Genomic DNA, 14,546 nt, shown 5'->3' with positions numbered 1-14,546 from the left:
TGTTACCGCCAGATCAAAAAAGTGCCAATTCAACACTGGCAAGGAGCCACTCTATTCGTTATCCTCAGACCCGTTATCTCGACATGTAGCGGGAACGAGATTGAATCAATAATCTCGCACCACCCCCACATATATTTTCATTGCTCGCCGTCGCTTCGAGGGATGGATTGAATGAAGTGCATTAGAAACTGTATTTTTGGACTGTGCCTGATTGGCTGCAATCACACCGCGATGGCGGAAACCAGGTATGTTACAGATGAATTGCAACTCTCCCTGTTTGAGCTGATCAATTCAAAGGGCAAACTTCTGCAACGCCTGAATAGCGGCGCTGAACTTGAACTATTGCAACAAGAGGGCCTGTTCGCCAAGGTCCGCACAAAAGATGGTACTGAAGGCTGGACCAAGGCCGGCTTCCTTATCGAACGTAAACCGGCACGCACTCAACTGATCGAACTCCAGCAACAACATCAAACACTGACTTCGAGTCTGGAACAAAGTGAAGCCGATCTGAAAGAAATCCGAAACGAGCTGGAGAATCTTAAAAAGCAGGAACAGCAGGCCAACGCTGAACTGCAAGATCAGTTGGCGAATACGGAAGGACTCATCGCCGCGTTGGATAGGATACAGCAGGAAAATGAGGCGCTTCGCAATAGCCAAAGCCAGATGCATTCCGCCATACCATTGAACTGGGGACTGATTGCAGCCGGTATCAGTTTTGTGCTGGGAATTACTGCTGGCATCGCACTGTTCGACTATCGCAGTCGAAAACGCCACGGCGGTTATCGTATCTATTAGCTGCTTCGCTCCAGGCAGCCGACCAGCCGGTCAACACTCGATGGCGTATTTTTTCATCCGATAAAGCAGTGTATCGCGACTGAGCCCCAGCATTCTTGCCGCTTTACTGCGGTTACCGAAGGTTTTATTCAATGCCTGTTCGATCAAACTGGCCTCAAGCTCATCCATATTGAGACCCTGATCAGGCAACTGAAAGGTTCCGTCAGCCGATGCATGTTGGCGTGGGATTGTGCGAAACTCCTGGGGCAGATTTTCCGTTTCGACTTTGCGGCCGGAAAACAGGATCAGCATACGCTCAGAGAAATTCCTGAGTTCTCGTACATTGCCAGGCCAATGATAGCTGTTCAGCAATTTCATCACTGCCTTACTATAGACCGGTGGACGAAGCTTGTAATTTGCCGCCAGTTCAGCGGTCAGACCTGAGAGAAGCAGATTCACATCACCCGGACGTTGTCGCAAAGGCGGCATTTCGAGGGGCACGACATGAAGACGGTAGTATAGATCCCTGCGAAAGCCGCCGTCATCGATCAACCGGCTCAGGTCACGGTTGGTTGCAGCGATTACCCGCACATCGACGCATTGATTGTTCGCCCTACCGACGGTTTGACACTCCCCTGTTTCCAAAAAGCGTAATAATTTCGCTTGAACCGCCAGCGGCAACTCACCGATCTCGTCCAGAAAAAGGGTACCCCCATTGGCCGCCTGCACTTTTCCGATACTGTCGTTGGTAGCGCCGGTGAAAGCACCCTTGCGGTGACCAAAGAGCTCGCTTTCGGCCAGTTGCGTCGGCAGTGCCGCACAATTGACAGTTATGAAGGGTTTGTCGCACCGTCGACTGTTCCGATGCAGTGCCTGTGCCAGTAACTCTTTACCAGTCCCGCTCTCACCGGAAACCAATACAGTGGCATCCGTCACTGAAACAATGCGCATTGCCCTTAGCAAGGACTGAAATTCAGGGGCCTTTCCTAACATAACCGTCTCCATAGCAGTTCCAAGACATTGTAAAACAGTTTTCCCATTGAGGAAAACAGGTTGGGAACCCCCTTCCCCCCAACGGTGCATCCTGAAACTCCCTGACTGTTGACCGTTTGGCATCTGGGGCCTGTTAACACTAATCCAATGCACCCTGTTGTGCCTGAAAAAGCGCCAATCAAGGCGCACCCCAAGGGCACTTCCTTCGGGGCGCGAGGAGAGAGGTTTGGTGATTCCAAATGAGCGACGAGCAACGCCGAGTGGCGCTTTTTCAGGCACAACCCGAAGGGCTGGGGCTGTTTTCGCCCCCAGCGGCGTTATCATTCGCTCATGTAGAATAACTACACTACGCTCATTCTGCCTTGCTGGGCACAAAAACAGCCCCAGCAGGGCGTATTGGATTAGTGTTAACAGGCCCTAGTTAAACATCTCTTTCACAATCTCAAGGAATCGCTTCGCCTGTGGTGACAGAAACTTACCGCGGCGCAATACGATCCCGTAGCTGCGGTCAGGAAAGTACTCACCCAGCGGAATGGTCGAGATCTGCTCTTCGCCTGTAAGACAGACGTCCGTGACGATGGATATACCCAGACCGATTTCGACATATTTTTTGATCACTTCCCAACCACCGGCCTCGAGTGTGACGTTGTAGTTGGCATTATGCTGCTTGAATACCAGATCCACCATTCTCCATGTACTCAGATGGTGGGGTGGGAGAATAAGCCCATAGGGACTGATATCATGCAGCTGAATCGACTCCTTTTTTGCCAGTGGGTGGTCCAGCGGCGTAATCAAAACCGGTGCGTAATTGACCACGGGCTGGTAGGTGACATCGTCAGGAATTTCCAACATCGAGCCGATCGCCAGATCCGTCTCGTCCGCTCTCAACATGGCCATGCCATCGCGCCCGGTCACATTGTGCAGTTTCACCCTGATCCCCGGGTAGCGTTCGGCGAATCGACGAATGGGTTCAGGCAGGATATACAGAATGGTGGATTCGCCCGCAGCAATATTCAGTTCACCGCTCTCGAGTTTTCCACAGGAGGCGGCAAAGGTCTCCTGCAGTTTATCCATCCCCTCCACCAAGGGCTGGGAAAGCTTATAAAGGGTCTCCCCCTCTGGGGTCAGCTTGATTTTCGGCCCTCTACGCTCGAACAGAACCGTTTCCAATTCACGCTCAAGTGCCTGGATCTGCAATGAAACTGTCGGCTGACTCAGATAGAGTCTCTCCGCTGCCTCACTGATCGACCCTGTCTGTGCCGCATGGCAGAAGGCACGCAGTTGCTTCAACCGGTTTTGCTTATAATGAATCTGTGGTGTTCCAGCCATGTCAGCCATCCATTAGTATTAAGTATATCAATACTAGATGTAAGAGCTACCAATGGCAATAATAAATAAATAGCGCTATTTATCGGATCGACTCGCAATTCAACCCGAGATTTCGCTATTCTTAACCGCTGGACCGGAATGGAAAGATTGTTCCAACACTATCTACAGGTAAATAGACAGAGGTATCCATGCAGAAGCCCCAGCTGAAACAGGACCCCATGTATCAACTTCTTAAAGAGGGGAAAGTCCAGGAGTTCAATCAACGACGAGCCGCCGGTGAGACATGCGACCTGCGGAATGCCGATTTAAGAGGCATCGATTTAAGGGACATGGATGCGCGGGACCTGGATATGTCCGGCGCCTATCTGCGCCATGCAGACCTGCGGGGACTTAATCTCAGCGAAACCAATCTTGAAGGTGCAAGCATAAACAGCGCAAAGATCTCGGGCACCTATTTCGCATCGACACTCTCTGCCGAGGAGATCACGCTTTCACTGGTGCACGGTACGCGTCTGCGTAATCGTTGATCCGCCAATTATCAAACCGGATTCTTGGCTGATTCACGCTGAACCGAGAACCGGAAAGCGGTCGTTCAACGGGCAGTCAGTGGTCTGAGTCGATTTGGGCAAGGATGTTCCTCGCCACCAGGCGTTGATCCGCATTACCCTCCTCAAGCAGTTCATACAGCAGTTCCCTGGCCTTCTCCACTTCCCCGCTTTCTCTGTATTCCTGCACTTGCCGGAGTTTACTCTCGCCACTGTCGATCTCTGACTCGGCCTCTTCCTGTTCATCCGTCTCGATGGCGTCAAGCTCTGCCTCCATCTCCTCATCGGTAAGGGGCACGAAACGGTCCGGATCCACATAATCGCCTGCGGGATCGATATCCCTGCCGACCACATCATCCTGCTGCTTCCCGTGATACTCCTCCCCGTCTGGTGCGGCCGATGCGGCCACCGCTTCATCAGGCAGATTATCGGTGTACTCCTTGGGACGGTTGACAAATCCTTTAGAAAAGATGAGGCCCAATTCGAACAATACCCACATGGGCAGGGCCAGCAAGGTCTGTGAGATGACATCCGGCGGGGTCAGAAACATACCGACCACAAAGGCCCCAACGATCACGAATGGACGTTTGTGTCGTAGCTTTTCCGGTGTGGTGATGCCCATCCAGACAAGAATAATGGTCGCAATCGGCACCTCGAATGCGACCCCGAAGGCAAAGAAGAGGGTCATCACAAAATCGAGATAACTACCCATATCGGTTGCCACCTCGACGCCATCGGGTGCAGTGCCGGCCAAAAACGTGAATACCAAAGGAAAGACGACAAAATAGGCAAAGGCCATTCCGAGGTAGAAGAGCAAAGTGCTGGAGACCAGTAGCGGCATGACCAGCTTCTTTTCATGGCGATAGAGACCAGGGGCCACAAAGGCCCAAAACTGATAGAGGATAAAGGGTACCGCAATGAATATCGCCAGCTGCAAACTTAATTTAAAGGGTATCAGAAAGGGGTCGATGGGCTTGGTGGAGATCATCGTGCTGCCTTCCGGCAGTGCTGCGCGCATCGGACCCGCGATGGCGCTGTAGAGGTCATTGGCGAAAGGGAACAGCACCAGGAACACTGCCAGCACGACCAGCACCATGCGCAACACACGATCGCGCAATTCGATCAGGTGGGAGACCAGGGGCTGTTCCTTGGTTGTGGTATCGGGGGTGTTCTGCACCGACATCTCTATTGCTTAACTTTTATTGTCGGACTCTTGTTGGCTTTCGAGAGCATCCTGACTCTGCTTTACCTGCGCGGCTGTTTCTTGTTTGATCTCATTGAGATCCTTCCGGGTCTCCTCAACGATCTCATGTACCGGATTGGCGAGGGTTGCCTGTTTCTCGATGACCTCCCGCAGCTCTTCCGCCTTGATCTCTTTATCGATATCGGCCTTCACATTGGCAATGAACCGGCGCCCCCGGCCAAGCCACAAACCCGCCGTGCGGGCAACCTTGGGCAGACGTTCAGGACCGATCACTATCAATGCCACAAGGGCGATGATTGTCAGTTCCCAGAAACCAACGTCAAACATGGTGTTTTCTCATCAATCCAGAGTGCGAAACCGGGTTTTCAACTCTTGTCACTCTCCTTTGAGGTGACTTCACCATCGACTACTGTGCCCGACTCCGATTTCTCAATCTGCTCATTGGCCTTTTTCTCTTCCTGTTTTTCACCGTCCTTCATCGCGCCTTTGAACCCCTTGATGGCCCCGCCCAGGTCGGAACCGATATTTTTCAACCGCTTGGTGCCGAACAACAGCAGGACTATGGCAAGAACAATCAACAGCTGCCAGATACTGATACCACCAAAACCCATAATCTTCTCCACTCACCGGCATTGCCGGCATATAATTTAAACCCGAATCAAGGCTTCAGGTTGTTATGTGCTCATCATTTCCGCCCTGAGGGGCGATATATTGTCTGATCAAGACTGGGATCATACCCCAGATAACGACCTTCTGTCTCCAGAGCTATTCGACCCGCTGCGCCTTCTCCTCAAGCCCGGAAAGACCGAAACGACGCTCAAGCTCCTGCAGCACATGCGCTGGGCTCAATCCCTGGTGAGCCAGTAACACCAGGGTATGAAACCATAGATCGGCGGTCTCATAGACAATCTTCTCCGGGTCACCGTCCTTGGCCGCGATGACTGTTTCGGTCGCCTCTTCGCCGACCTTCTTCAGGATGGCATCGAGCCCTTTGGCATACAATTTCGCCACATAGGAGCTGTCGGGCTCGGCCTGCTTTCGCTGTTCCAGAATCTCAGCCAACTGTTGCAGTACGTCACTCATGAAACACTCTCATACGATTAATCATATATTTCGCGGGGATCTTTGAGTATCGGTTCCACCTCCACCCAGACATCATCCTGAAGTTCGCGATAAAAACAGTTATGCCTGCCAGTATGACAAGCAATACCGCCTTTCTGCTCCACTTCCAGCAGTATCACATCGCCATCGCAATCGATCCGAATCGCCTGCACTCTCTGCTGATGACCGGACTCTTCGCCCTTGTGCCAAAGCTTCTTCCGGGAGCGGGACCAATAGACAGCATGTCCGCTCTCCTTGGTGAGTCGCAATGCCTCGGCATTCATCCAGGCCATCATCAGCAACTTGCCGCTACCGACTTCCTGCGCGATTGCCGGCACCAGACCGTCACGATCCCATTTCACCGCGTCCAGCCAACTCATAACCTCACCTCAATGGATTGATCCCGCATATACCGTTTGGCCTCGCCGACCGAGTATTCGGCAAAGTGAAAGATGCTGGCCGCCAATACGGCATCCGCCCCGCCCTGTTTTACGCCATCCACCAGATGCTGCAGATTGCCGACACCGCCTGACGCGATCACCGGAATCGGCACGCTATCGACAATCGCCCTCGTCAGTGCATTGTCAAAACCGATCTTGGTGCCATCCCGATCCATACTGGTCAACAGAATTTCTCCGGCACCATAGTCACTCATGCGTTGCGCCCATTCAATGGCATCGAGCCCAGTCGGTTTGCGCCCGCCATGGGTGAAGATCTCCCATTTCAGGGGTTCACCCTCACCACTCACCTGCTTGGCGTCGATTGCCACTACGATACATTGCGATCCGAATCGCTCGGTGACCTCTTTGACGAACTCTGGATTGAAGACCGCTGCGGTATTGATGGCCACCTTATCGGCACCCGCATTGAGCATGCGCCGGATATCATCCGCACAGCGAATCCCACCACCGACGGTCAAAGGTATGAAGACTTCACTGGCCACCTGTTCGACAACGTGCACAATGGTCTCGCGATCGTCTGAGCTGGCGGTAATATCGAGAAAGGTGATCTCGTCGGCACCCTCCTCGTTATAACGTCGCGCCACCTCGACCGGATCACCGGCATCGCGGATATCGACAAACTTCACGCCCTTGACCACACGGCCGGCATCCACGTCGAGGCAGGGGATGATACGTTTGGCTAACATGATGTCTCTAATTTTGAATTGTGAATTTTACGATAGTTCATCCGCCAGCTTTTGCCCGGTCGCCAGATCGAGTGTGCCCTCGTAGATTGCCCGACCGGTGATTGCCCCCATGATATTTGTCGTGTCTGCGTTGCAAAGCACCTCGATATCACCAATATGAGTGATACCCCCTGAAGCAATCACCGGTATGGTAATCGCATTCGCCAGCGCAGCTGTTGCTTCGATATTGGGCCCTGACAGCATACCGTCACGGCCAATATCGGTGTAAACAATGGCGGAGACACCGGCATCCTGAAAACGCCGGGCAAGTTCAGTCACATCCTGATCGGTGACTTCGGCCCATCCATTGATGGCGACCATGCCGGAAATGGCATCGAGTCCGACGATCACGTGCCCTGGGAAGGCCTTGCAGGCGCGGGCCACAAATTCCGGCTCCTTCACGGCCTGGGTGCCGATAATACAATAGCTGACACCGGCCCCCAGATAGGCCTCGATCGTGGCTTCGTCGCGAATCCCGCCACCCACTTGAATCGGCAGCTCAGGATAGGCGTTGGCGATGGAGCGGATCGCACTCCCGTTTACCGGTTCACCGGCAAAGGCACCGTTGAGATCGACCAGATGCAGACGGCGGGCGCCCTCTTCAACCCAGCGCATCGCCATCTCCAGGGGGTTGTCCGAAAACACGGTGTCATCTTCCATGCGGCCCTGGCGCAGCCTTACACATTGGCCATCCTTCAGATCAATAGCGGGTATTAACAGCACGATTTCATTCCCATCTCTTATCGATGCGGCAAGCCGCACCCTACGAATAATTTATTGGTCGGTTGCGGCTTGCCGCACCATGAATCCCCCGTTAGCATGAGATTCAGTTACAACCTTCAAACCCATCATGTCGGATTCCAACTGATGAAGTTGCGCAGCAGTTGCAATCCTGCATCCGCACTCTTTTCCGGATGAAACTGTACCGCGAAAAGATTTCTGTCAGCGATGGCGCTGGCGAAGCGGACACCATAATCTGTGGTCGCCGCCACGAGCGCCTGTTGTTCAGGATCGACATAGTAACTGTGTACAAAATAGAAGCGGCTATCCTGCCCGATGCCCGCCCAAAGGGGATGATCATAGCCCTGATGTACCTGATTCCATCCCATATGCGGTATCTTCAATGCCTCGCCGTCAGGCGCAGTGCCCCCGGGGAAACGCCGCACCCGTCCCTCGATCAGACCCATCAGTTCGGTTCCGTTATTCTCTTCACTGAATTCCAGCAGCACCTGCTGCCCCATGCAGATTCCAAGAAAGGGTTTGCTCTGGGCGGCATCCAGTACGGCCCGGTTGAGGTGATGATCGGAGATTGCCGCCATACAATCCCTGGCAGCACCCTGTCCCGGAAATACTACCCGGTCGGATGCGAGGATCAGTTCCGGATCGTCAGTGACCAAAACTTCGTCATTGCCTGCCGCTACATGCTCAACCGCCTTGGCGACAGAACGCAGATTTCCCATACCGTAGTCGATCACGGTGATACGTTGTGTCATCGTTACACCTGTGAACCGCTATAGACTACCCTTTGTAGAGGGTATTCGTTGCGCCATCCGGCGATCTGTCTCCAACGCCATGCGCAGGGCCCTGCCAAGCGCCTTGAACACAGTTTCAGCCTGATGGTGGGCATTGCTGCCACGCAGGTTGTCGATGTGCAGGGTTACACCGGCATGATTCACCAGCCCCTGAAAAAACTCCTGAAACAGATCGACATCGAACTCACCGATGCGTGCCCTTGCGAACGCGAGATTGTAGACCAGGCCCGGCCTCCCGGAAAAATCGATTACCACCCGAGACAGGGCCTCGTCCAAAGGCACATAGGCGTGACCGTAACGATAGATACCCTTTTTATCACCAACCGCTTTGGCCAGGGCCTGCCCCAGGGAGATACCCACATCCTCCACCGTGTGATGGGCGTCGATGTGCAGATCACCCTTCGCTGTAATGCTGAGATCGATCAGCCCGTGACGGGCAACCTGATCCAGCATGTGATCGAGAAAAGGAACGCCAGTATCAAAAGAGGCTTCACCCGTTCCATCCAGATTCAGTGAAACAGTAATCTGGGTTTCCAAGGTATTGCGCTCAATCTGCGCGGTACGCTGCATATGATGACTCCGGTTAGGGCCTCGCACATATGACCCCATACTCATGGGAAACCGTTTATTTTAGAGGAAAACTACTGAAAAGACAGCGCCGGTTTATCAGCTTCCACACAAATGCCGGTGAATGGGTCTGTCAGGAGCTGACAACCGGCACTAGGGCCTGTTAACACTAATCCGATCGGCCCTAGAAGAGCTCAGCCTCGACTTCCAGGTAAGCAAGACTGATATGCCGTCCGACGTTTCGTTGGAAATCGACCCAGTCGTGGAAGTCGCGCAACCCTTCAATAATCAGAGGATTCATCTCAAAATCACTAAGCCCCTCTTCGTAGTGCTTTGCGACCTCACTTTTCAGGGTGCGTAAATAGGTGAGATAGGTCTCCGGTACCTCACGTCCACCTGTTTTGCCGTGACCGGGAACAAAGACCTCGGCCCGGGTCCCCAAGGCACGTTCGATAGCGGCGATATTACCTGTGAAGGTGGCGTGATCCATTCGACCCATACGCTTGCTCAGGACATTGTCACCGAGAAAAAGCACCTTGTGTCGCGGTAATTCAATCATGATATCCGAGTGGCTGTGTGCCTTCGCTTCATAATGGATGCGCAAGGTCACGCCGCCAATGGTCATCTCATCGCCGTGTGCCGTGGAACGGTCGGGTGGCACCTCGACCGTGCCTGCAACCGCACCTTCCGTCATGCGCATCAGGGTGGCGAGAAAGGCCTTGCCATCTCCTTTTTCCACCAGTCGGCGCATCTCTTCATGACCATAGATCGCCACATCGGGAAATGCCTCGCGTATTGCCTGATTGGCAAACCAATGATCACCATGGATATGGGTATTGAATACTGCAACCACAGGAAGATCGCTCAATTTTCTGATCTGCCGCAGTACCATCTCCCCTGTCTGGACGCTCGATCCCGGATCGATGACGACCACCCCCTTGTCACCGATCACAAACCCCGGGTTATTCATAAAACCCTGATTCTCCACCGATGGCACACCCAGCGGGCCATGTATGACATAAACTCCGTCCGCTATCCTGTCAGCGGGGTAATCAGGAACTGCGGGACCGCGTTCACCGGCGATAGCATAGGAAGAGAGCAGGATTGAGAAAAACAACAATTGGGGGAGGTACCTGATCAGCATGATTTTTTTGTTCACCTGTTTGCCACTGTTAACGACACTATAGAAATCAACAACTCAACATTCCAGCCAAAACGTCACCGGACCATTGTTAATGAGGGCCACCTGCATATCAGCGCCAAAAATACCGCAGGCCACCGGTTGGTACAGTGACTGCGCCCTCTCAGTCAAATAGGAAAACAGATGTTTTCCCACTTCAGGATCGGCGGCGCAGGAAAACCCCGGACGCATACCCTTTTTGGTATCGGCCGCCAGGGTAAACTGAGGAACCAGCAGCAAACCACCCTGAATATCCCTCAGGCTCAAGTTCATACGACCGGCCTCATCGTTGAAGACACGGTACCCCAGCAATCGTTCAAGCAGGCGATCGGCTTTGCCGGTATCATCGTTTTTCTGAATCCCTACCAGCACGGCCAGTCCCCGGTCGATCTCAGCAACCGGTTCACCGTCGATATGCACGCTTGCCTCATTCACCCGCTGCAGCAGCCCGATCATGGCAACTCCTTTGCGAATCTGTCCGTTGCCTCGATCAAGGCACTGCGGATACCGGGTTCTGCCGCGGAGTGGCCGGCATCCCCGATTACTTTCAGTTCACTGCCCGGCCAGGCGCGATGGAGTTCCCAAGCGGAGGTCATGGGGCAGATAAGATCATAGCGCCCTTGCACAATGACACCTGGTATATCCGCCAGCCTATCGCTCTCCAGCAACAATTGATTGGGGCGCAGGAAGGCATGATTGACAAAATAGTGGCACTCGATGCGGGCCAGACTCAAGGCTGTGTGAGGATCTGAAAAAAAACTGACCACCGCAGGGTTTGGATGGAGGCTGGCAGTGCGGCCTTCCCATACCGACCACGCCTTGGCAGCCGCCATTCGATCAATATCGTTCTCGCCGCTAAGGCGGCGGTGATAGGCGTGTAACAGGTCGTCCCGTTCCTGTTGTGGGATCGGGGCGATGAAATCCTCCCAATAATCCGGAAAGACACGGCTTGCCCCATGCTGATAGAACCAACTGATCTCCTCATCACGGCAGAGAAAGATGCCCCTGAGGACCATCCCTGTGACCCGATCCGGGTGGGATTGAGCATAGGCAAGTGCGAGTGTCGATCCCCAGGAACCGCCGAACAATAACCATTGCTCGATGTTCAGCTGCTGGCGAATTCTTTCGATATCACCCACCAGGTCCCAGGTGGTGTTGGCTTCCAACGAGGCATGCGGTGTGGAGTGGCCACAGCCTCGTTGATCGAAGAGCACGACCCGATAGTGATCGGGATTGAAAAAACGGCGGTGATAGGGTTCACAGCCGGCCCCCGGGCCACCATGGAGAAACAGCACCGGAATCCCATCCGGCTTGCCAACTTGCTCAACGTAGAGTCGATGGCCGTTACCCACAGGCAGCATTTGCGATGTGAACGGTTCAATGGCTGGATACAGGTCTTTCATCAATATTCATGTCGCCATGTAGGAAAAATCCTACATCGATTAGAGAAAAATCTCACAAACAATATGTGCGGAATCCCACAGTAAAAGTTACATTTTGTGTCATTATTAAGTTGTCGTCATCAGGGATGTACACCAGGGACATAGAGCTCAGGAGAGCACAGGGACGATTAGCTTAGCCAACCAAGCCGACGACTATAAGCCCAACTGCAAGGAATGCGGTTGGGCTTCTTCTTTTATGCATGACTGACATTACCTCAGACCCGCCATTCTGCCAAATCCGAAAATAATAAAATCTATCCGGGTGGCAACGATCCAGGATATGGTACCTTGCCCTACTGCTCCCGCGATGCACGTTTGCGCTCATGCTCCCTGAGGTGCTTTTTGCGCAACCTGACGGCACCCGGCGTGACTTCCACCAGTTCGTCATCCTCAATGAACTCCAATGCCTGCTCGAGGCTATATTGCAGTGGGGGCGTCAGAATAATTGAATCGTCTTTGCCGGCGGCCCGTATGTTGGTTAATTGCTTGCCTTTCAGAGGATTAACCACCAGATCGTTTTCCCGGGAGTTGATGCCCACTATCTGCCCCTCATAGACATCATCACCCGGCGAGGCGAAAAGCCTGCCTCGCTCCTGGAGGTTAAACAGGGCATATCCAAGCACCTTACCCTGGCCATTGGCGATTAAAACGCCGTTTTTCCTCGCGGCTATCCCCCCCTGCTGGGTGGGACCATAGTGATCGAAAACGTGGTAGATCAATCCGGTACCTGAAGTGGTGGTCATAAATTCGGTCTGAAAACCGATCAGTCCCCGGGAGGGTATGATGTAGTCGAGTCGGACTCTTCCTTTGCCATCCGGCACAATATCCTTGAGTTCACCCTTGCGCGTACCCAGTGCCTCCATGATGCTGCCCTGATCCTTCTCCTCCACATCCACGGTCAGCTGCTCGTAAGGCTCGCAAACTTCTCCCTCGACTTCGCGAAAGATGACCTCAGGCCGGGATACGGCCAGTTCATAACCCTCACGACGCATGTTCTCGATCAAGACCGAAAGATGCAGTTCACCCCGCCCGGAAACCTTGAACTTCTCCGGGTCTGTCCCTTCCTCGACCCGCAGTGCCACATTGTGTATCAGCTCTCGCTCGAGGCGCTCTTTAAGTTGTCTGGAGGTGAGATATTTACCTTCGAGCCCGGCGAAGGGCGAGGTATTGACCTGAAAGGTCATTGAGACGGTGGGCTCATCCACGGACAGTGGAGGCATCGCTTCTACATGCTCCGGATCGCAGAGAGTGTCGGAGACATTGGGCGCCTCCAGTCCGCTGATGGCAATGATGTCTCCGGCACTGGCTTGGTCGACCTCGAAGCGCTCCAGACCGAGGTAACCGTAGACTATCCCGATCTTGCCGCGGTGCTGTTCTCCATCATATTTCACCACGGTGATCTGTTGATTTGGTTTCACCGTACCACGGGTCACTCTCCCCACCGCGATCGCCCCGACATAGCTGTTGTAGTCCAGGTTGGATATCTGCATCTGGAAGGGGCCGTCCGGATCGACTTCAGGTACCGGGCAGTGATCGACAATCGTTTCGAACAGCGGCCGCATGTCGCCCTGATTCACCTGACTCTCCAGACCTGCGTAACCATTGACCGCCGAGGCGTAGATGATGGGAAAATCGAGCTGCTCGTCAGTCGCACCGAGACGGTCGAACAACTCAAATACCTGATCGATAACCCAGTCGGGTCTCGCCCCCGGTTTATCGATCTTGTTCACCACCACAATGGGTCGCAGGCCATGCTTGAACGCCTTCTGGGTGACGAACCGGGTCTGTGGCATGGGGCCTTCCTGGGCATCCACCAGCAATAGTACGGAATCGACCATTGACAGCACACGCTCCACCTCACCACCAAAATCGGCATGTCCAGGTGTATCGACGATATTGATACGATAATCTTTCCAGCGGATGGCCGTGTTCTTAGACAGGATAGTGATACCCCGTTCCCTCTCCTGATCGTTGGAGTCCATGACACGTTCGACATTGCCAAAACGCTCACCCAGGGTTCCGGATTGTTTCAACAGTTCATCCACAAGCGTGGTCTTGCCATGATCGACATGCGCGATAATGGCGATATTTCTTAGATTTTCGATCACTGAAACAGCCCGTTTGGTGTAAAAAAAGATGGCGGATTATACCCTTATCACGAAAATTATCTTTTTATTTTTTATAATATATTTTAATTCAATGAGTTACAGAGTATTCTGAAGAGTAATAGTTATCTTCTATCGACAACCCCTTTTCATTTCATAACTTTCAGAATTACCCACAAGTTCTGTGGATAACATTGTTGATAAATCCTGAAAACCACCCTCAAAGGCAGATAAAACGTGGCAATTCATTAAATCGTAAAAAAAATGAACAATTTGTTGTTAGCCTTTAAAAACATAGAGTTAGATTGATATATAAGGCCTGTGCCCAGCCTTGGTTCAGGTAAATGTCTGAGTCAATCCCTCAACCTTTCCCTATGTGCACAGTTTATTATTATGCTCTCAGCGAAAGCCTGTCTGCGGGCAATGTGGAAGCTCCTCCAGCATAATGCGATCACAACTCCAGCTAGCCCCGTGTAGCGATCACCTGCAATCTATTTATCTCGGTCATACTGCTTACTCCTCGTTATTCCCCAATTGGCTTTTTTTCAGACACGACAGTAAGAATCACAGGAAAAACCACAGGTGCTA

Annotated in this window: 17 protein-coding genes; 2 read left to right on the top strand and 15 right to left on the bottom strand. The window is 52.9% G+C overall.

Annotation, left to right across the window (positions count from 1 at the left end; all coding sequences use genetic code 11):
• Positions 1-171: 171 nt before the first annotated feature.
• Positions 172-795 (top strand): TIGR04211 family SH3 domain-containing protein, encoded by a 624-nt coding sequence (locus tag CODIS_RS00220; protein WP_083220441.1) that lies wholly within the window; start codon positions 172-174, stop codon positions 793-795.
• 30 nt (positions 796-825) lie between these two features.
• Here the strand turns inward: CODIS_RS00220 and CODIS_RS00215 are convergent, their stop codons facing one another.
• Together CODIS_RS00215 and CODIS_RS00210 are read right to left on the bottom strand one after the other, a co-directional pair.
• Positions 826-1,767 (bottom strand): sigma-54 interaction domain-containing protein, encoded by a 942-nt coding sequence (locus CODIS_RS00215; RefSeq protein WP_235615084.1) that lies wholly within the window; start codon positions 1,765-1,767, stop codon positions 826-828.
• 417 nt (positions 1,768-2,184) lie between these two features.
• Positions 2,185-3,096 carry a LysR family transcriptional regulator gene (locus tag CODIS_RS00210; RefSeq protein WP_201258989.1) on the bottom strand — a complete coding sequence of 304 codons (912 nt, stop codon included), beginning with the start codon at positions 3,094-3,096 and terminating at the stop codon, positions 2,185-2,187.
• Positions 3,097-3,284: 188 nt separating this feature from the next.
• On the opposite strand from CODIS_RS00210, the gene CODIS_RS00205 reads away from it, so the two are divergent.
• Positions 3,285-3,623: a pentapeptide repeat-containing protein gene (locus CODIS_RS00205; RefSeq protein ID WP_069119989.1), complete on the top strand. Its 339-nt coding sequence runs from the start codon at positions 3,285-3,287 to the stop codon at positions 3,621-3,623.
• A gap of 76 nt (positions 3,624-3,699) precedes the next feature.
• On the opposite strand, the gene tatC is transcribed toward CODIS_RS00205, so the two are convergent.
• The 13 genes from tatC to typA form a co-directional block, all read right to left on the bottom strand.
• Complete coding sequence (tatC, locus tag CODIS_RS00200; RefSeq protein ID WP_069119983.1) at positions 3,700-4,824, bottom strand: twin-arginine translocase subunit TatC; 1,125 nt, start codon at positions 4,822-4,824, stop codon at positions 3,700-3,702.
• 9 nt (positions 4,825-4,833) lie between these two features.
• On the bottom strand, positions 4,834-5,172 hold the full coding sequence (gene tatB, locus CODIS_RS00195; RefSeq protein ID WP_069119977.1) for a Sec-independent protein translocase protein TatB: 339 nt from the start codon (positions 5,170-5,172) through the stop codon (positions 4,834-4,836).
• Positions 5,173-5,210: 38 nt separating this feature from the next.
• Positions 5,211-5,456 carry a Sec-independent protein translocase subunit TatA gene (gene tatA, locus CODIS_RS00190; RefSeq protein ID WP_069119970.1) on the bottom strand — a complete coding sequence of 82 codons (246 nt, stop codon included), beginning with the start codon at positions 5,454-5,456 and terminating at the stop codon, positions 5,211-5,213.
• A 154-nt stretch (positions 5,457-5,610) separates the two neighbouring features.
• A complete protein-coding gene (locus tag CODIS_RS00185; protein WP_069119961.1) occupies positions 5,611-5,928 on the bottom strand; it encodes a phosphoribosyl-ATP diphosphatase in 318 nt (105 codons plus the stop codon).
• A 17-nt stretch (positions 5,929-5,945) separates the two neighbouring features.
• Complete coding sequence (gene hisI / locus CODIS_RS00180) at positions 5,946-6,326, bottom strand: phosphoribosyl-AMP cyclohydrolase (RefSeq protein WP_069119956.1); 381 nt, start codon at positions 6,324-6,326, stop codon at positions 5,946-5,948.
• Positions 6,323-7,093, bottom strand: a complete 771-nt coding sequence (gene hisF / locus CODIS_RS00175) for an imidazole glycerol phosphate synthase subunit HisF (RefSeq protein WP_305782067.1) — start codon at positions 7,091-7,093, stop codon at positions 6,323-6,325. Before hisF ends, hisI begins: the two co-directional genes overlap by 4 nt.
• Before the next feature lie 27 nt (positions 7,094-7,120).
• Positions 7,121-7,855 (bottom strand): 1-(5-phosphoribosyl)-5-[(5-phosphoribosylamino)methylideneamino]imidazole-4-carboxamide isomerase, encoded by a 735-nt coding sequence (gene hisA / locus CODIS_RS00170; protein WP_069119939.1) that lies wholly within the window; start codon positions 7,853-7,855, stop codon positions 7,121-7,123.
• A gap of 125 nt (positions 7,856-7,980) precedes the next feature.
• Positions 7,981-8,625 (bottom strand): imidazole glycerol phosphate synthase subunit HisH, encoded by a 645-nt coding sequence (gene hisH / locus CODIS_RS00165; RefSeq protein WP_069119935.1) that lies wholly within the window; start codon positions 8,623-8,625, stop codon positions 7,981-7,983.
• Between the two features lie 18 nt (positions 8,626-8,643).
• Positions 8,644-9,234: an imidazoleglycerol-phosphate dehydratase HisB gene (hisB, locus tag CODIS_RS00160; RefSeq protein ID WP_069119930.1), complete on the bottom strand. Its 591-nt coding sequence runs from the start codon at positions 9,232-9,234 to the stop codon at positions 8,644-8,646.
• Positions 9,235-9,415: 181 nt separating this feature from the next.
• Positions 9,416-10,375 (bottom strand): MBL fold metallo-hydrolase, encoded by a 960-nt coding sequence (locus tag CODIS_RS00155; RefSeq protein ID WP_154722949.1) that lies wholly within the window; start codon positions 10,373-10,375, stop codon positions 9,416-9,418.
• A 54-nt stretch (positions 10,376-10,429) separates the two neighbouring features.
• Positions 10,430-10,867, bottom strand: coding sequence for a D-aminoacyl-tRNA deacylase (gene dtd, locus CODIS_RS00150; protein ID WP_069119927.1), 438 nt, complete (start codon positions 10,865-10,867; stop codon positions 10,430-10,432).
• Positions 10,864-11,814 carry a prolyl aminopeptidase gene (gene pip, locus CODIS_RS00145; protein ID WP_069119924.1) on the bottom strand — a complete coding sequence of 317 codons (951 nt, stop codon included), beginning with the start codon at positions 11,812-11,814 and terminating at the stop codon, positions 10,864-10,866. The genes dtd and pip overlap by 4 nt, the downstream gene beginning before the upstream one ends.
• Before the next feature lie 332 nt (positions 11,815-12,146).
• A complete protein-coding gene (gene typA / locus CODIS_RS00140; RefSeq protein ID WP_069119918.1) occupies positions 12,147-13,961 on the bottom strand; it encodes a translational GTPase TypA in 1,815 nt (604 codons plus the stop codon).
• Positions 13,962-14,546 lie beyond the last annotated feature (585 nt).

Origin of the sequence: Candidatus Thiodiazotropha endolucinida, assembly GCF_001715975.1 — a bacterium.
In the GTDB taxonomy this organism is placed as follows: domain Bacteria; phylum Pseudomonadota; class Gammaproteobacteria; order Chromatiales; family Chromatiaceae; genus Thiodiazotropha; species Thiodiazotropha endolucinida.
Note: the sequence above shows the minus strand (reverse complement) of the source record. Positions and strands in the feature narration are given on the sequence as shown.